Source organism: Streptomyces sp. NBC_01525 (assembly GCF_045040405.1).
Classification (GTDB): domain Bacteria; phylum Actinomycetota; class Actinomycetes; order Streptomycetales; family Streptomycetaceae; genus Streptomyces; species Streptomyces benahoarensis.
On record NZ_CP109397.1, the window covers coordinates 4568357 to 4584652 of the forward strand.

At 72.0% G+C, this 16296-nt stretch carries 15 protein-coding genes and 1 pseudogene; 9 read left to right on the top strand and 7 right to left on the bottom strand.

Translation table 11 applies throughout. From position 1 onward, the window contains the following. The first annotated feature begins 80 nt into the window (after positions 1–80). A complete protein-coding gene (locus tag OG422_RS20575) occupies positions 81–914 on the top strand; it encodes a DUF1707 domain-containing protein (RefSeq protein ID WP_405744182.1) in 834 nt (277 codons plus the stop codon). 278 nt (positions 915–1192) lie between these two features. Next, positions 1193–1552, top strand: a complete 360-nt coding sequence (locus tag OG422_RS20580) for a WhiB family transcriptional regulator (RefSeq protein WP_030288011.1) — start codon at positions 1193–1195, stop codon at positions 1550–1552. An 85-nt stretch (positions 1553–1637) separates the two neighbouring features. On the opposite strand, the gene glpX is transcribed toward OG422_RS20580, so the two are convergent. Next, positions 1638–2669, bottom strand: coding sequence for a class II fructose-bisphosphatase (gene glpX / locus OG422_RS20585; RefSeq protein WP_143943991.1), 1032 nt, complete (start codon positions 2667–2669; stop codon positions 1638–1640). Between the two features lie 204 nt (positions 2670–2873). Here glpX and OG422_RS20590 point away from each other — a divergent pair, with 204 nt between their 5' ends. Further along, positions 2874–3410 (top strand): DUF4245 domain-containing protein, encoded by a 537-nt coding sequence (locus OG422_RS20590; RefSeq protein WP_143943992.1) that lies wholly within the window; start codon positions 2874–2876, stop codon positions 3408–3410. A 102-nt stretch (positions 3411–3512) separates the two neighbouring features. On the opposite strand, the gene OG422_RS20595 is transcribed toward OG422_RS20590, so the two are convergent. The 4 genes from OG422_RS20595 to OG422_RS20610 all read right to left on the bottom strand — a co-directional run bounded on the left by OG422_RS20595 (position 3513) and on the right by OG422_RS20610 (position 7806). After that, entirely contained in the window at positions 3513–4106 is a 594-nt protein-coding gene (locus tag OG422_RS20595; RefSeq protein WP_143943990.1) for a malonic semialdehyde reductase, read from the bottom strand. A 418-nt stretch (positions 4107–4524) separates the two neighbouring features. After that, complete coding sequence (locus OG422_RS20600; RefSeq protein WP_405744185.1) at positions 4525–4827, bottom strand: exodeoxyribonuclease VII small subunit; 303 nt, start codon at positions 4825–4827, stop codon at positions 4525–4527. Positions 4828–4837: 10 nt separating this feature from the next. Further along, positions 4838–6076 carry an exodeoxyribonuclease VII large subunit gene (gene xseA / locus OG422_RS20605; protein ID WP_405744187.1) on the bottom strand — a complete coding sequence of 413 codons (1239 nt, stop codon included), beginning with the start codon at positions 6074–6076 and terminating at the stop codon, positions 4838–4840. A 266-nt stretch (positions 6077–6342) separates the two neighbouring features. Next, a complete protein-coding gene (locus tag OG422_RS20610) occupies positions 6343–7806 on the bottom strand; it encodes an APC family permease (RefSeq protein ID WP_405744189.1) in 1464 nt (487 codons plus the stop codon). A 119-nt stretch (positions 7807–7925) separates the two neighbouring features. Here OG422_RS20610 and OG422_RS20615 point away from each other — a divergent pair, with 119 nt between their 5' ends. Both OG422_RS20615 and ppgK read left to right on the top strand, forming a co-directional pair. After that, positions 7926–9011, top strand: a complete 1086-nt coding sequence (locus tag OG422_RS20615) for a 4-hydroxy-3-methylbut-2-enyl diphosphate reductase (protein WP_405744191.1) — start codon at positions 7926–7928, stop codon at positions 9009–9011. Between the two features lie 99 nt (positions 9012–9110). Next, positions 9111–9998: a polyphosphate--glucose phosphotransferase gene (gene ppgK / locus OG422_RS20620; protein ID WP_405744193.1), complete on the top strand. Its 888-nt coding sequence runs from the start codon at positions 9111–9113 to the stop codon at positions 9996–9998. A 61-nt stretch (positions 9999–10059) separates the two neighbouring features. On the opposite strand, the pseudogene OG422_RS20625 reads toward ppgK, so the two are convergent. Beyond that, a pseudogene (locus OG422_RS20625) lies at positions 10060–10350 on the bottom strand (DUF6542 domain-containing protein); the annotation flags it as partial. A gap of 416 nt (positions 10351–10766) precedes the next feature. Between OG422_RS20625 and ychF the strand changes: the two are divergent. Beyond that, entirely contained in the window at positions 10767–11855 is a 1089-nt protein-coding gene (gene ychF, locus OG422_RS20630) for a redox-regulated ATPase YchF (RefSeq protein ID WP_405744195.1), read from the top strand. Between the two features lie 271 nt (positions 11856–12126). On the opposite strand, the gene OG422_RS20635 is transcribed toward ychF, so the two are convergent. Further along, positions 12127–12879 carry a PIG-L deacetylase family protein gene (locus tag OG422_RS20635; RefSeq protein ID WP_405744197.1) on the bottom strand — a complete coding sequence of 251 codons (753 nt, stop codon included), beginning with the start codon at positions 12877–12879 and terminating at the stop codon, positions 12127–12129. Between the two features lie 170 nt (positions 12880–13049). Here OG422_RS20635 and OG422_RS20640 point away from each other — a divergent pair, with 170 nt between their 5' ends. The 3 genes from OG422_RS20640 (at position 13050) to OG422_RS20650 (ending at position 16256) form a co-directional block, all read left to right on the top strand. Further along, positions 13050–13802 carry a GntR family transcriptional regulator gene (locus OG422_RS20640; protein ID WP_405744199.1) on the top strand — a complete coding sequence of 251 codons (753 nt, stop codon included), beginning with the start codon at positions 13050–13052 and terminating at the stop codon, positions 13800–13802. A gap of 277 nt (positions 13803–14079) precedes the next feature. Then, on the top strand, positions 14080–15831 hold the full coding sequence (locus OG422_RS20645; protein WP_405744201.1) for an APC family permease: 1752 nt from the start codon (positions 14080–14082) through the stop codon (positions 15829–15831). A 245-nt stretch (positions 15832–16076) separates the two neighbouring features. After that, positions 16077–16256 (top strand): SPOR domain-containing protein, encoded by a 180-nt coding sequence (locus tag OG422_RS20650; protein ID WP_405744203.1) that lies wholly within the window; start codon positions 16077–16079, stop codon positions 16254–16256. Positions 16257–16296 lie beyond the last annotated feature (40 nt).

Here is a 16296-nt window from a genome sequence, read left to right on the forward strand (position 1 = left end):
CGCCCCGGAGATGTGCCCCGACGTGACCGGATGCCTCGAATCCCTGTTCGCGATGTATCGCGTTTGGGTATGTTGGGGCTGTGGATGCTGACAACCGGGGGACCGACCCCGCGACCCCCGCCGGACCGCGCGACGACAGCGGTCGGCAGCCCGCGCGTCAGGAGCGGCGGCCGGTCGACATGACCGAGCCCGTCGCCGAGGCCGACCTCCGGGCGTCGGACGCGGACCGCGACCGGATCGCCGAGATCCTGCGGGAGGCGCTGGCCGAGGGACGGCTGGACGCCGAGGAGCACGCCGAGCGGATCGACGTGGTCTACCGCGCCAAGACCCTGGGCGAGCTGGAGCCGATGGTGCGGGACCTGCCCGCACCGGGCCACGCGGGCCACACGGCGCCGCAGCGGCCCGCCGCCGAGGCGCACGCCGCGCCGGTGCCGGACCAGAGCCTGGTCGCCGTCTTCAGCGCCTCGACCCGTAAGGGCCGCTGGCGGGTCCCGGCGCGGATCAACGCCGTGGCGATCTTCGGCAGCGTCGAGATCGACCTGACCGAGGCGCTCTTCCCGCAGCAGCAGGTGCAGATCAACGTCACCGCGATCTTCGGCAGCGTCGAGATCCGCGTCCCGGAGAACCTCACCCTGCGCAGCAGCGGCTCCGGCGTGCTGGGCTCCTTCGAGGTGGCGACCAACGACGCGGTCGAGCCGGACGCCCCGGTCGTCCAGGTCAACGGCTACGCACTCCTCGGCAGCGTGGAGGCCAGGCCCAAGCGCGGCGCCTGGGTCCGCGACCTCATAGGCAAACTGCGCGACGACCGCCACCAGCTCCGCGAGCAACTGCGCGAGGACCGCCACGACCGCCACGACGCCCGGCGCGTGGAGCGGTACGACCGCCACGACCGCTTCCGCAAGGACGACCACTGACGGTGGGCGGCCCGGGGCGGCCCAGTGGCCCAGGACGGTCCGGCGCGGCGTAGGCGTCCGCGGGACGGCCCGCGACACCCGCGTGCGCCGGCGTCCGGATCGCCTCGCGGCGGCGCCCCGGAGCCCGTTCCCGATCACCACGGTGTGCATAAGCGCGGGTACAGCGGGTAGGGCTGGGGGCATCGTCTCTCGTACGGCGGCGGGCTGCGAAGCGCCGTGCGCAGAGGGACGGACCAGGGTGCCGCCCACTTCGCCGAAGCCGTCGTCAGGAGTAGACCGTGCTGCTACCGCAACAGCCCCTGCAGGCCGCCGCTGCCGTCCCGTCCCAGCGAGTCCCCTCACGTGACGAGGCCGGCCCCTGGCATGCCGAGGCCGCCTGCCGCCGGGACGAGGCCGGACTCTTCTTCGCCCCGTCCAAGGAGCCCACCGCCGCCCGGCTGGCGCGCGAGGAGGCGGCGAAGCGGGTCTGCGCCCGCTGTCCCGTGATGCTCGAATGCCGCGAGCACGCCCTGCTCCAGCCCGAACCGTACGGCGTCTGGGGCGGCCTGACCGCCGCCGAGCGGCGCGTCGTCCTCACCCGGCGACGCCGCCGCGAGGCCGACATCCCGCGTCAGACCCGGATGCCGGCCGCGGGCTGAGCACGGGCGGCACGGCGCGCGCGTCCCGGGGAGCAGCCGAACGGCTCCCGCCGGGACGCGCGCGGTGCGCCGCCCGTCGCCCGGATCAGCTCGGGCGCTCGAAGTCGACCGTGCTGTACGCGCGCAGCTTCGACAGCCGGTGCTGCGAGTCGATCTGGCGGATCGTTCCGGACTTCGAGCGCATCACCAGGGACTGCGTGTAGGCGGTGTCCGCGCGGTAGCGGACGCCGCGCAGCAGGTCGCCATCGGTGATGCCGGTGGCGACGAAGAAGACGTTGTCGCCCTTGACCAGGTCGTCGATGGCCAGGACCTTGTCCAGGTCGTGCCCGGCGTCGAGGGCGCGCTGCCGCTCCGCGTCGTCCTTGGGCCACAGCTTGGCCTGGAGGGCGCCGCCGAGGCACTTGAGCGCGCAGGCCGCGATGATGCCCTCGGGGGTGCCGCCGATGCCGAGCAGCAGGTCGACGCCGGTGCCCTCGCGGGCCGCCATGATCGCGCCGGCCACATCGCCGTCCGCGATGAACTTGATGCGGGCGCCGGCCTCCCGGACCTCCTTGACCAGACCGTCGTGGCGCGGCCGGTCCAGGATGACGACGGTGACGTCCTCGACGGCGGAGCGCTTGGCCTTGGCGATGCGCTTGATGTTCACCGCGACGGGCGCGTTGATGTCGACGAAGTCGGCGGCCTCGGGGCCGGTGGCGAGCTTGTCCATGTAGAAGACCGCGGACGGGTCGAACATGGAGCCGCGCTCGGCGACGGCCATCACGGAGACGGCGTTGGCCATGCCCTTGGCGGTCAGCGTCGTGCCGTCCACCGGGTCGACGGCCACATCGCACTCGGGGCCGGTGCCGTCGCCGACGCGTTCGCCGTTGTAGAGCATCGGGGCGTTGTCCTTCTCGCCCTCGCCGATCACTACCACGCCGTCCATCGACACGGTGTGGATCAGGGCGCGCATCGCCTTGACCGCCGCGCCGTCGGCGCCGTTCTTGTCACCGCGCCCGACCCACCGGCCCGACGCCATGGCGCCGGCCTCGGTGACCCGGACCAACTCCAGGGCGAGGTTGCGGTCGGGGGCCTCGGGGCTGACCTCTAGGGGGGACGGGAGCTGATGCTCGGACACGAGCGCACCTTTCTGTACGGCTACTGCCGCAGGTCTGAGGGTGTCTACGATTTTATCGGTACGCCGCGAAACTGAGCAGGCGGCCCTTCGCATGAGCGGTGCGGCGACCGGCGGGAACGGGCCGCACCCGGGGTATCTGCACGGCGCCGCGGGGGCCGTGTCCTGATCGTCCGGGCCATGGGGGACGATAGGGACGTGGCTGGAATGCGAGGCAGACAAACGGTACGGGACATGGTCCTGTCGCTGGCAGTGATCGGCGTGCTCGTCGCGGCGATCTACATCTTCATCCCGCACGACGACAGCGGTACCGCGGAGAAGAACGCGGTCCAGACCGTCGACACCCGCGTCGAGATCGCCACGGCCCGCCGGGCGGCGCCGTACCCGGTCGCCGCGCCGGAGGGGCTGCCGAAGACCTGGCGCGCGACCTCCGTGTCGTACCGCGCGACCGAGGACGGCAAGGGCGGCGCCTGGCATCTGGGGCTGCTCGACCCGGAGGAGCAGTACGCGGCGGTGGAGCAAAGCGACGCGCCCGCGGAGAAGTTCATCCAGGACGTCACGCTCGGCGCCACGCGCGCCAAGGGTGAGCAGGCCGTCGGCAGCAAGAAGTGGGACCGCTACAAGGGCGAGAAGTACAACGCGCTGGTACGCGAGGAGCCCGGTGTGACGACGGTGGTCACCGGCACCGCGCCGTACGGCCGCCTCGCCGAGCTGGCGGCGGCCCTGGTGGCGAAGAAGGGCTGACCGGGCCCGCGCCCCGGAGCGACGACGAAGGCCGCCGCACCCCGTAGGGGGAGCGGCGGCCTTCGTGTGCCGGGCGCCACCGGGGGCGGCGGCCGTCCGGGCTCAGACGGTGGTGACGGCCTCGGCGTAGTCGAGGCGGGGCGAACGCGGGAAGAAGGCGTCGGGGCCCGGCTTGCCGAAGTTGATGACGAGGAAGGACTTCTGCGTGCCGTCGCCGAAGAACTCCTTGTCGACGGCGGCGAAGTCGAAGCCGGTCATCGGGCCGGCGGCCAGCCCGGCGGCGCGGATGCCGAGGATGAAGTAACCGGCCTGCAGGGTGGCGTTCTGGGTACCGGCGACCTCGCGGACGGCGGCCTCGGAGAAGAAGGCGTCCTTGACGCCCGGGGCGTGCGGGAAGAGCTGCGGCAGCTTCTCGTGGAAGTCGAGGTCCACGGAGAGGATGGCGGTCAGCGGCGCGGCCAGCGTCTTCGGGCCGTTGGCGCCCATGGCGTGGGCGATCAGGCGCTTACGGGCGTCCTCGGAGCGGACCAGCGTGAGGCGCAGCGGCGACTGGTTGAACGCGGTCGGCGCGAACTTCACCAGGTCGTAGATGGCCTGGACCTGCTCGTCCGTCACCGGCTCGTCCGTGAACGTGTTGGCGGTCTGGGCCTCGCGGAAGAGGAGGTCCTGGGCGGCGGCGTCAAGGGCGAGAGACATGGAAGCACCTCGGTGAGTCAGATAGGGGAGGGTCGGGGCTGCCGATCCGGTGATGTCTAGGCGCTCCACTGTAGCCGAGTTAGATTAATTTTCAACTAAAGCGGCGAGGGGTGTGAGGGGGTTCACGGTGTGGTGTACGGGTCGCGTCGTGCCCGTAGGCGGGCGGCGGGTGCGAGTCGGTCCGTGACCCGGGCCTGTGGTTCGGGGCCTGCGGTTCGCGGTCCACGGGCGGCACCGGACCCGGCGGGCCTCACCGGGGCAGTAGCCGGAACCCACCGACGTCACCGCGTCAGCCGGACGCCGTCGACGTCACCGGGGCGGCCCGAATCGGGCGACCTTACCGGGGCGGCCCCGATCGGGCGACCTCACCGCCGCGGCTCCCGCCGCCGGGCACGGGGTTGGCCCGCCGCCCCGGGGGTCAGCCCCGGTCGCCGTCCCCCTCGGCCGTGTCCGACTCGGCGAGGGCCGCGTCCAGGCGGGCACGGGCGCCGTCCAGCCAGCGGCGACAGACCTTTGCCAGCTCCTCGCCGCGCTCCCAGAGGGCCAGGGACTCCTCCAGCGTCGTGCCGCCGGCCTCCAGGCTGCGGACGACCTCGATCAACTCGTCCCGCGCCTGCTCGTAACCGAGGGTGGAGTCCACGGGCGCCACGGGCTCAGGGGTCTGCTCATCGGCCGCACCGCGCTCCGCGTCCGCCATCTCGTCCGTCTCCGCCTTCGCCATGCCGTCCAGACTAAGCGCTGGGTGTGACAGCGCCGTCGCCGTCGTCGCCGACCCGTACCGTGAAGCCGCCCTCGGACACCCGTGCCCGCAGCTCCTCGCCGTCGGTCACCTCGGACGGGGAGCGCACCGCCGTACCGTCGCGCCGCTGCAGGACGGCGTAACCGCGCTCCAGCGTCGCCTTCGGGGAGAGCGCGACCACCCGGGCCCGGGTGTGGGACAGCTCCGAGTCGGCGCGGTCCAGCAGATGGCCGAGTGTCCGGCGGCCGCGGCCGAGCAGCGCCTCGACCTGTTCGGCGCGGTCCGTCACCATCCGCTGCGGATGGCGTATCGACGGGCGGCTCAGCGCCGCCGCGAGCCCCCGCTCCTCCCGCTCCAGGAAACCGTCGACCGCGCGCAGCGCCCGCTCCCGCAGCTGCCGCACCCGCGTCAGCTCCTCGCCGACGTCCGGTACGACCTTCTTCGCCGCATCGGTCGGGGTGGACGCCCGCAGGTCGGCGACGAGGTCGAGCAGCGGGGTGTCCGGCTCGTGGCCGATCGCGGAGACGACCGGGGTGCGGGCCGCGCCGACCGTCCGTACCAGCCGCTCGTCGGAGAACGGCAGCAGATCCTCCACACTGCCGCCGCCGCGCGCCACGACGATGACGTCCACCTCGGGCAGCGCGTCCAGCTCCCGTACCGCCTCGATGACCTCCGACACCGCGCGCGCCCCCTGGACCGGGACGTTGCGCACCTCGAAGCGGACGGCCGGCCAGCGGTGCCGGGCGTTCTCCAGGACGTCCCGCTCGGCGGCGCTCGCCCGGCCGCAGACCAGCCCGATCAGCTGCGGCAGGAATGGCAGCGGCTTCTTGCGGTCCAGGGCGAACAGGCCCTCGGACGCCAGGGACTTCTTCAACTGCTCCAGCCGCGCGAGGAGTTCGCCCACGCCGACCGGCTTGATCTCCGCGGCCCGCAGTGACAGCTGGCCGCGCGGCGCGTACCACTCCGGCTTGGCGTGCACCACCACCCGGGCGCCCTCGCTCACCACGTCCGCCACCTGGTCGAAGACCCGGCGATAGCACGTCACGCTCAGCGAGATGTCGTGTGACGGGTCGCGCAGCGTCAGGAACACCACCCCGGCGCCCGGCCGCCGCGACAGCTGGGTGATCTGCCCCTCGACCCAGACGGCGCCGAGCCGGTCGATCCACCCGCCGATCAGCCGCGACACCTGGCCGACCGGGATCGGTGCTTCGGGAGACGTGGAGAGAGCCATACGAGCGAGAGTATCGGCGACCACCGACAACGGCCGGGGACCGCCGCCGTGCGGTGCGCGCGCCGGGACCACGCCGTGCCCGCGGTCCCCCGCCGGGACCCCGGGCCGGGCGATACGTCGTGCCCGTACCGGGCTACCCATCCGCCCCGGCGAAGCCGCAGGCCCGTACCCGGCGAGGCCCCGCACCCGGCACAGCCCCCGGCCCGCACCCGGCGGCGAATCCCCAGGCCCGCACCCTGCGAGGCCCCGCATCCGGGAGGCCCCGCCTACCGCCCCGTCTTCCCCTCCCGCCGAGCCCCCCAGTACTGGAACCCCAGCACCCCCAGGCCCACCGCCAGCCACACCGCGCCCACCAGCTGGGCCGTCCGGGACGCCTCGACGATCACCGCGACCACCACGGCCAGACCCACCACCGGCACCACCACATGCCGCAGCACGCTCGGCACCTCCGCGCGCCGCCGGACCCGGAACCAGCCGATCACCGACGCGTGCAGCAGCGCGAACGCGGTCAGCGCGCCCACGTTCACGATCGACGACAGATGGTCGAGCCCGTCGGCCCGCCGCGCCGCCCACACCGCCGCCACCAGCGTCACCACCGCCGCGCCCAGCAGCGCCCGGCGCGGCACCCCGCTGCCCACGTCCACCTTGGCCATCGCCCCCGGCAGCCGCCGGTCCCGCGCCATCGCGAACAGCAGCCGCCCGGCCGCCGCCTGCCCGGCCAGCGCCGCGAACGCCGCGCCCAGCGCCTTGCTCGCCGCCACCAGATCGTGCAGCCAGCCGCCCACCGACGCGTCGACCGTCGCGTAGAACGCCTCACCCTGCGTACCCGGCTTCGCCGCCAGCTCCGCCGCCGACATCGGGGCCAGCAGCGCCGCCAGATACGTCTGCACCGCGAACAGCACACCGGCGACCACCAGGCAGGTGATCACCGCCCGCGCCACCCGGTCCGCGCCCCGCTGCCCGGCGCCCGCCGGTCCGTGCGCCCCCCGCGCCTCCTCCGCGAACGCCGCGATGGCGTCGAAGCCGAGATACGACAGCACCGCCACCGACACCGCCGCCAGCACCGCCGTCATCGAGAAGGAACCCTCACCGGTCAGCGGCGCCGCCCAGCCGCGCTGCGCGCCGTGCGCCACCAGCTCCGCCACCGCGGCGACCACGAACACCGCCAGCACCGCGATCTCCATCGCCAGCACCGCGAACCCGACGACCGCCGCGGTCCGCACCCCCCACAGGTTCAGCAGCGTCGTCACCACCACCGCCAGCGCCGTCCACACCCACTGGTGCACCTCGGGGACGAGCGCGTGCATCGCGATCCCGGAGAACAGATACGCCACCGCCGGGATCAGCAAATAGTCCAGCATCGCCATCCACCCGGCGATGAACCCGGCGCCCTCACCCAAACCCACCCGGGCGTACGTGTAGACCGACCCCGCCTGCGGCGCCACCCGCACCATCTGCGCGTACGAGTACGCCGTGAACGCCATCGCCACCGTCGCGACCAGATAGACGAGGGTGATCGCCCCGTGCGACTTGGCCTGGAGCGTGCCGAAGATGCCGACCGGCGCCATCGGGGCGATGAACAGCAGCCCGTAGACGATCAGATCCCGGAAGGTGAGTGTCCGCCGCAGCACCGGAGGGCTGCTGCTGCCCTGCTCCGGGGCCTCCACCGCCCCGCTCTCCCCGCCCGCCGGATCACCGGCCGTCCCGCTCGCCGTGTCGTTTTCCGGCATACCGCCTCCTTGATCGTGTCCGCGAAGTCCGGCCCGGCGCCCGGCGCCCGGTACGTACCTTCGCGGCCCTCAGTCTGGGCCACCGGAGCGATCTCTGTGCGGTGCGGTACGCCCGTACGATGGGACGCATGACTGCTACGCCCGGCCCGTCACCCGCCACCGCCGCGAGCGGAGACGCCCCGCGTCACGGTGACACCCCGCAGCCCGCACGCACCCCGAGCGCGGACGCCCCGCGCGAGCGCCGGCGGGTCCTGCTCGCCGCCCCCCGCGGCTACTGCGCGGGGGTGGACCGCGCGGTGATCGCCGTCGAGAAAGCCCTGGAGCAGTACGGCGCTCCCGTCTACGTACGCCACGAGATCGTGCACAACAAGTACGTCGTGAAGACCCTGGAGAAGAAGGGCGCCATCTTCGTCGACGAGACGGCGGAGGTCCCCGAGGGCAACATCGTCATCTTCTCCGCCCACGGCGTCGCCCCGACCGTCCACGAGGAGGCGCGGCGCGGCAAGCTCGCCACCATCGACGCGACCTGCCCGCTGGTCACCAAGGTCCACAAGGAAGCCGTCCGGTACGCCAAGGAGGACTACGACATCCTCCTCATCGGCCACGAGGGCCACGAAGAGGTCATCGGCACCAGCGGCGAGGCGCCCGACCACATCACGCTCGTCGACGGCCCCGAGGACGTGCGGAACGTCGAGGTCCGCGACCCGGACAAGGTCGTCTGGCTCTCCCAGACCACCCTCTCCGTCGACGAGACGATGGAGACGGTCGGCGCCCTCAAGGGCCGCTACCCCAACCTCCTCTCGCCGCCCAGCGACGACATCTGCTACGCCACCCAGAACCGCCAGATCGCGGTCAAGCAGATGGGCGCCGACGCCGACCTCGTCATCGTCGTCGGCTCCAAGAACTCCTCGAACTCCGTCCGCCTCGTCGAGGTCGCCCTCGGCGCCGGGGCCAAGGACGCCCATCTGGTCGACTACGCCGACGAGATCGACGAGAGCTGGCTCGACGGCGTCACCACCGTCGGCGTCACCTCCGGCGCCTCCGTCCCCGACGTCCTCGTCCACGGCGTCCTCGACCGGCTCGCCGAGCGCGGCTACGACGACGTCGAGACGATCACCGCGGCGGAGGAGTCCATCGCCTTCTCGCTGCCCAAGGAGCTCCGCCGCGACCTGCGCGCCGAGGCCAAGGCCGCCACGGAGGGCTGAGGACCGCAGCCCCCGGGAACCGGCCGCCGTGACATCCGTACCGGCGGCCGGTTCCCCGTTCCTGGGGCGCTCCGCGCCCACCGCGCCTAGCCTTTTCCCATGAAGGTCTTCGGCGTGGACATCGGCGGATCCGGCATCAAGGGCGCCCCGGTCGACCTGGAGCGCGGCGAGCTGGCCGAGCCGCGCCACAAGGTCCTCACCCCGCAGCCCGCCACCCCCGGCGCGGTGGCCGACAGCGTCCGCGAGGTCGTGGCGCACTTCGGCTGGACGGGCCCGGTCGGCGCCACCTTCCCCGGCGTGATCACCGGCGGTTTCACCCGTACCGCCGCCAACGTCGACAAGGGCTGGATCGGCACCGACGCCGCCCAGCTGCTCACCGGACGCCTCGGCGGCGACTGCCCGGTGACCCTCCTCAACGACGCGGACGCCGCCGGGCTCGCCGAGATGCGCTACGGCGCCGGGCACGGCCACCGCGGCACCGTCATCGTCCTCACCCTCGGCACCGGCATCGGCTCCGCCCTCTTCACCGGCGGCCGCCTGGTGCCCAACACCGAGCTGGGCCATCTGGAGCTGAACGGCCACGACGCCGAGACCCGCGCCGCCACCCATGCCAAGGAGACCGAGGGACTGAGCTGGTCACACTGGGCGCGGCGGCTGCGCACCTACCTCGCCCACGTCGAGATGCTCTTCTCACCCGAGCTGTTCGTGATCGGCGGCGGGGTCAGCCGCAGGGCCGACAAATTCCTGCCGCTGCTCGACGGCATCAGGGCCGAGATCGTGCCGGCTCGGCTTCGGAACGACGCGGGGATCGTGGGTGCCGCGATGGCTGCACACGCCGCTCGGGCTGCGGCGCCACCTGCCGCGGACGGTTACCGGGAGCCCGCCCCGGCCCCCGCCCCTCCGCCGCACCGGGACGCTCCGCCGGACGCCGGCTCCCCGGACGCGCCGGTCGCGTCGCCGGTCGGCTGGCCCGACGCCGCGCGATGAGCACCACCTTGCGCACCAGTGCGAGGAACACGCAGACCAGCGTCCCCGCGTAGAGCCAGCCCGCGCTCAGCGCCAGCACGCTGAAGACGCCCATCACCAGCCCGCCGAACCCGCCGGCGCCGTGCTCGATCGGCACCGCCCCGAGCGTGAACGCGATGGGCAGCGCCACCGGCGCCGCGATCAGGTCGTACGGCCGTACCCACAGCCCCGCGCAGAACGCGACCAGGACGAAGAACACGCCGTACGGGGTCTGTGCGCCGTCCAGGAGCAGTTCGTCGAGGGCGGCGAAGGCGAGCAGCGCGAGGGTGCTCAGCAGGCCGCACCCCAGGCCGGTCAGTTTCGGCGCGGGCATCCGCCGCAGCACCGCCACGACCCGGGCGGGCAGTGGCCGCCGGCCGGCCCGGTAGACGGTCGCGGTACCGGCGGCCCGCCGCTCGGCGTCCGCCGGGCCCGCGCCGGACCGTTCCCGGCCGCCGGACGGCCCCGTCGCCGGGCGCGGCAGCCGGGGATCCTGGACCGCGGAGGGCCCGCCGCTCGCGGACGGGCGGTGCTGGGGTGCGCGCGCATCTCGTTGCTCCACCCGCCAACGGTAGGCCGCTAAGTGGTATTAACAGGCTTTGGGACACGCCAGGGGCCTGCATCGGCGGTGCGTTCGAGGAGCCCGTACCGGGCCGGGCGGGCCGCCGCGGGCGCCCCGTAAACTGGTGGATCGGCCCCTTCGGGAGCCGTGTCCGCCCTCACCGCCTCGCTCCCCGGGAAGTTGCCACCGTGTCGCTCACGATCGGAATCGTCGGACTGCCCAACGTCGGCAAGTCGACCCTGTTCAACGCCCTGACCAAGAACGATGTGCTGGCGGCCAACTACCCGTTCGCCACCATCGAGCCGAACGTCGGCGTCGTCGGCGTCCCCGACACCCGCCTGGCCAAGCTCGCCGAGATCTTCTCCTCGGAGCGGATCCTCCCGGCGACCGTCGACTTCGTCGACATCGCGGGCATCGTCCGCGGCGCCAGCGAGGGCGAGGGCCTGGGCAACAAGTTCCTGGCGAACATCCGCGAGTCCGACGCGATCTGCCAGGTCATCCGCGCCTTCGCCGACGAGAACGTCGTCCACGTCGACGGCAAGATCTCGCCCCGCGACGACATCGAGACGATCAACACCGAGCTGATCCTCGCCGACCTCCAGACCATCGAGAAGGTCCTGCCGCGCCTCCAGAAGGAGTCGCGCATCAAGAAGGACATCGCCCCGAAGGTCAAGGCCGTCGAGGAGGCCAAGGAGATCCTGGAGCGCGGCGACACCCTCTTCTCCCAGGGCATCGTCCAGGGCTCCGGCAACGAAGAGCTCCTCCACGACCTCCACCTCCTCACCACCAAGCCGTTCCTCTACGTCTTCAACGTCGACGAGGACGAGCTGACCGACGAGGCGTTCAAGGCCGAGCAGCGCGCCCTGGTCGCCCCCGCCGAGGCGATCTTCCTCAACGCCAAGCTGGAGGCCGACCTCGCCGAGCTGGACGAGGAGGACGCCATGGAACTCCTCCAGTCCGTCGGCGCCGAGGAGCCCGGCCTCGCCACCCTGGCCCGCGCCGGCTTCATCACCCTCGGCCTCCAGACCTACCTCACGGCCGGCCCCAAGGAATCCCGCGCCTGGACGATCAAGAAGGGCGCCACCGCCCCCGAGGCCGCCGGCGTCATCCACACCGACTTCCAAAAGGGCTTCATCAAGGCCGAGGTCATCTCCTTCGACGACCTCGTCACCACGGGCTCGGTAGCCGACGCCCGCGCGGCCGGCAAGGCCCGGATGGAGGGGAAGGACTATGTGATGCAGGACGGGGATGTGGTGGAGTTCCGGTTCAACGTGTGATGGGTGAGCGGACGCAACGGCGTTGATCTGAACGGGCGTTCAGATCATGAGGGGCCGATCCTTCGGGGTCGGCCCCTTGCCTGTACCGCCTGAGGGGGGTGTTTCCACGGTCCCTCTCTTCTTCCTTCGAAAGTCCCCAACTGGGCGATCTGCGCCTGTAGTTGTGGGCCCGTTGGGCGACATGCTCATGGAATGCCCTGGCGCAAGGCTCAGATTCAGCCACCTCCCCCGCAATCGATGGTCCTTTTGCGTGAGCTGGTGCGGCAGGGCATCAGCGGGAGAACACCTCGAAGCGGACGATCCGGGCCGCTCCCTCAGGCGTCGGAGGGAGCGTGCGGTCGAGGAAATCGCGGGCGTAGGCAGGGGGATCGGGCGCGGGGGAGTCGGGAGGGGGGAGCCCCTGTATATAGGTGCGGTGGGCGGCCAGGGAGGCTACGGCCGCGTCGAAGCCGGGGCCCACCTCGACCGCGTGTGTGGGTGTGGGGGACCCGGCCACGGCGACCCGGCGGACGCCGTTCCAAGGGGGCAGGCCCTCCTCCGTGACGAGGTCGGGGAAGATCCACCGGTTACCCGCGTCCGTGGCCGCGTCCAGGGTGGCGCGGCCGACGGTGCGGTGGTCGGGGGTGTTCCAGTGGCCGCCGGGCCAGGTGTCGTGGTGGTTGAGGGTGAGGAGCAGGTCGGGGCGGTGGCGGCGGATGGCGGCCGAGAGGTCGCGGCGCAGGGCCGGGGTCGGGGTGAGGGTGCCGTCGGGGTGGTCGAGGAATTCGACGGTGTCGACGCCTACCAGGGCGGCGCCGGTGCGTTCCTCGGCCTCGCGGACCGTGGCGCACTCGCCGGGGGTGAGGCCGTCGATACCGGCCTCGCCGTGGGTCACCAGGAGATAGGTGACGGTGCGCCCGGAGGCGGTCCATTCGGCGACGGCGGCGGCCGCACCGTACTCCAGGTCGTCGGGGTGGGCGGCGACGGCGAGTGCGCGGTGCCAGTCGTCGGGCAGGGCGGGGAGCGGGGTGGCGTTGCCGGTCATGGGTCTCCCTCGGCGTGCGGCCCCCGCGGCGTCCCCGTCACCCATTTCCTTGATCCTTATGCCGGATGAGCTGGGCGTCATCACATTGGGCGATTTCCTGGCCCAAGGTTGCGGGTGGCGACGCGCAGTTGCCACGCTGTTACCGACTGCCAAGCTGTTGGGAGAGGCACGTGTCTTTCGGTGAGCAGCCCGCGTACCTCCGTGTCGCAGGCGACCTGCGTCAGAAGATCGTCGACGGCGTACTGCCGCCACACACCCGTCTCCCCTCGCAGGCCCGCATCCGCGCCCAGTACGGCGTCTCGGACACCGTCGCGCTGGAGGCGCGCAAGGTGTTGATGGCCGAGGGGCTCGTCGAGGGACGCTCCGGCTCCGGCACGTATGTGCGCGAGCGCCCCGCCCCTCGCCGTATCGCCCGGGCCGGGCACCACGCCGGACCGTCCTGCACGCCGTTCCGGCAGGAGCAGACGGACGAGCGGGTCACGGGCAGCTGGGAGTCGAGCAGCCGCCAGGAGGCGGCGGGGGGCGGGGTCGCCGGGCGGCTGCGGATCGAGCCGGGCGCGCGGGTCATGCGGACGCGGTACGTCTATCGCGCGGAGGGCGAGCCGGCCATGGTCTCGACGTCCTGGGAGCCGCTGGAGATCACGGGCCGGACGCCGGTGATGCTGCCCGAGGAGGGGCCGCTGGCGGGGCGCGGAGTGGTCGAGCGGATGGCGGCCATCGATGTCGTGGTGGACAACGTCGTGGAGGAGATCGGCGCCCGGCCGGGGCTGGCCGAAGAAGTCATGGTGCTGGGCGGTGTGCCGGGCCATGCTGTGCTCGTCATCTCGCGGACGTACTTCGCCGGGGGGCGGCCCGTGGAGACCGCCGATGTGGTCACCCTCGCCGACCGGCACCGCGTGACGTATCACCTGCCGGTCAGATAGGCCCGGCGCGACGGGGGCGGGAGGAAGCGAAGAGGGGGACGGGGGAGACGGGCACGGGGCCTCGGGACGGGTCCTCATACCGCCCGTAACGCCAGTTTCATGCGGGCTCGTTGTCCGTATTCATTCTTATTTGTCGGCTGCACCGTGTCGTGGGAATAGTCACACCCGCTCGCTGGGGCGGGGCTTTTCGCCGGGTGGGGGATTCCGATCATCCGATTTCGCTCTTACGATGGCGAAGTTTGTGCACGGCACGGGGGAAGACCAGGAGACCAAGCACGTGAGCACGACGAAAACCCCGAGCGCGGAGCAGGGCTCGCACTCCAATTACCGCCGGTCCCTAGGGACCATCGCCCTGACCGCCACTGGTCTCGGGTCCATCATCGGCTCCGGTTGGCTCTTCGGAGCCGAGCGGGCCGCTGCCATCGCCGGTCCTGCCGCCATCCTCGCCTGGGTGATCGGTGCGGTCGTCGCACTCACCATCGCCCTGACCTACACCGAGCTCGGGTCGATGTTCCCGAAGGCCGGCGGCATGGTCCGCTACGGCCAGTACTCCCACGGCTCGCTCGCCGGTTACCTCGCGGCGTGGGCCAACTGGATCGCGATCGTCTCCGTGATCCCCGGTGAGGCCACCGCCTCCGTCCAGTACATGAGCTCCTGGGACTTCGGCTGGACCCATGCGCTGTACGACGGCAAGGAGCTGACCGGCACCGGTGTGGCGCTGGCCAGCGTGCTGCTGATCTTCTACTTCTTCCTGAACTGGTTCGCGATCACGCTGTTCGCGAAGACCAACACCGCGATCACGGTCTTCAAGGTCGTCGTTCCGATCCTGACCGCGAGCGCGCTGATGATCGCGCACTTCGACACGAGCAACATCAAGGCCGCCGGCGGCTTCACGCCGAACGGCTGGAGTTCGGTCTTCACCGCCGTCGCGGTCTCCGGCATCGTCTGGGCCTACAACGGTTTCCAGTCGCCGCTGAACCTCGCCGGCGAGGCGCGCAACCCGGGCCGCTCGCTGCCGAAGGCCGTCATCGGCTCCATCATCATCGCCCTGGTGATCTACGTCGCCCTCCAGATCGCATTCCTGATGGCGGTGCCCGGCGACAAGCTCGCCTCCGCCGGTGGCTGGGCCGGTCTCGGCTACAACTCCCCGCTCGCCGACCTCGCCATCGCCTGGGGCCTGAACTGGCTCGCGATGCTGCTCTACGCCGACGCGTTCATCTCGCCGTCCGGTACGGGCATGATCTACGCCGCCACCACCTCGCGCATGATCCACGGCGTGCAGGAGAACGGCCACCTGCCCGGCATCTTCGGCAAGGTCGACAAGAAGACCGGTGTGCCGCGTCCGGCGCTGGTGCTCAACCTCGTCATCGCCTTCCTGTTCCTCGCGGTCTTCCGCGGCTGGGGCTCGCTCGCCGAGATCGTCTCCGTCGCCACGGTCATCTCGTACATCACCGGCCCCGTCGCCGTGATGTCGCTGCGCCGTCTGTCGCCGGGCCTCAAGCGGCCGGTGCAGCTGAAGGTGATGCCGGTCATCGCCCCGATCGCGATGGTCTTCGGTTCGCTGGTGCTGTACTGGGGCCGCTGGCCGCTCACCGGCAAGGTCATCCTGATCATGGCCGTCGGTCTGCCGGTCTGGGCCTGGTACGAGATCGGCAAGCCGCTCAGCCAGGGCCGCAAGCCGTGGGCCGAGCTGCGTCCGCACCTCAAGGCCGGTGCCTGGATGGTGGCGTACCTCCTGGTGATGGCGCTCGTCTCGTACGCGGGCGGCAAGGAGTTCGGCGGCAAGGGGTATCTGCCGGAGGGCCTGGACCTCGTCGTGGTCGTCCTCATCGGCCTCGCGTTCTACTTCTGGGGCGTGCGGAGCTCGTGGCGTAACCCCTCGCTGGTCGCGGTCGAGGAGGAGATCCGCGCGGCGGAGCAGGCCGAGGAGCCTTCCGGTGCGGTCACCGTCGGTGCCCAGCGCTCCGGTGACGGCGACGGTCCCGACGACGACCGTCCCTCGGACGGCAAGGTCCGCAGCGACGCCTGACCGGCGCCACCCCCGGGGCCCGGCCCCGGTCCGATGCACCACCGAGCCGTACGGCTCCACCGGCCACTCGCAGGCCCTCCCGGTTCGCCGGGGGCCCGCGGGTGGCCGGTTCCGTCTCTCTTTGTGCCATTCCATATCCGCTGCGTGAAGGTCGGGCGTAGGCTCGGGCATATGCAGGATGCGGTTTCGGTATCGGCCCGGGAGGGGCACGGCATGGCGCGCGGTACTGCGGACGGAGCGGTGTGATGGGTGACGGTGGGACGCGACTGCCCTGGCTCGTCATTCGTCAGGACGAAGGCGGCCACCGCTATCGGGTGGGCCGGTACGCCACCCGCGCGGAGGCCGAGCGGGTCGCCGGGTGCCTCGACGGCGACGGTGACCAGCAGCTCTACGTGGTGGAGAAGGTGGATGTGACGACGGGCTGAGCGGGTTGCGGGGCGTGGTGTGCGCCGTAGGCTGCCGCGT

Bases quoted from the DNA above. Each gene is read 5' to 3' on its own strand.
- OG422_RS20590 (WP_143943992.1), top strand. From the start codon at position 2,874: ATGCGAGGCAGACAAACGGTACGGGACATGGTCCTGTCGCTGGCAGTG.
- OG422_RS20595 (WP_143943990.1), bottom strand. From the start codon at position 4,106: ATGTCTCTCGCCCTTGACGCCGCCGCCCAGGACCTCCTCTTCCGCGAG.
- OG422_RS20600 (WP_405744185.1), bottom strand. From the start codon at position 4,827: ATGGCGAAGGCGGAGACGGACGAGATGGCGGACGCGGAGCGCGGTGCG.
- xseA (WP_405744187.1), bottom strand. From the start codon at position 6,076: ATGGCTCTCTCCACGTCTCCCGAAGCACCGATCCCGGTCGGCCAGGTG.
- OG422_RS20610 (WP_405744189.1), bottom strand. From the start codon at position 7,806: ATGCCGGAAAACGACACGGCGAGCGGGACGGCCGGTGATCCGGCGGGC.
- OG422_RS20615 (WP_405744191.1), top strand. From the start codon at position 7,926: ATGGGACGCATGACTGCTACGCCCGGCCCGTCACCCGCCACCGCCGCG.
- ppgK (WP_405744193.1), top strand. From the start codon at position 9,111: ATGAAGGTCTTCGGCGTGGACATCGGCGGATCCGGCATCAAGGGCGCC.
- OG422_RS20635 (WP_405744197.1), bottom strand. From the start codon at position 12,879: ATGACCGGCAACGCCACCCCGCTCCCCGCCCTGCCCGACGACTGGCAC.
- OG422_RS20650 (WP_405744203.1), top strand. From the start codon at position 16,077: ATGGGTGACGGTGGGACGCGACTGCCCTGGCTCGTCATTCGTCAGGAC.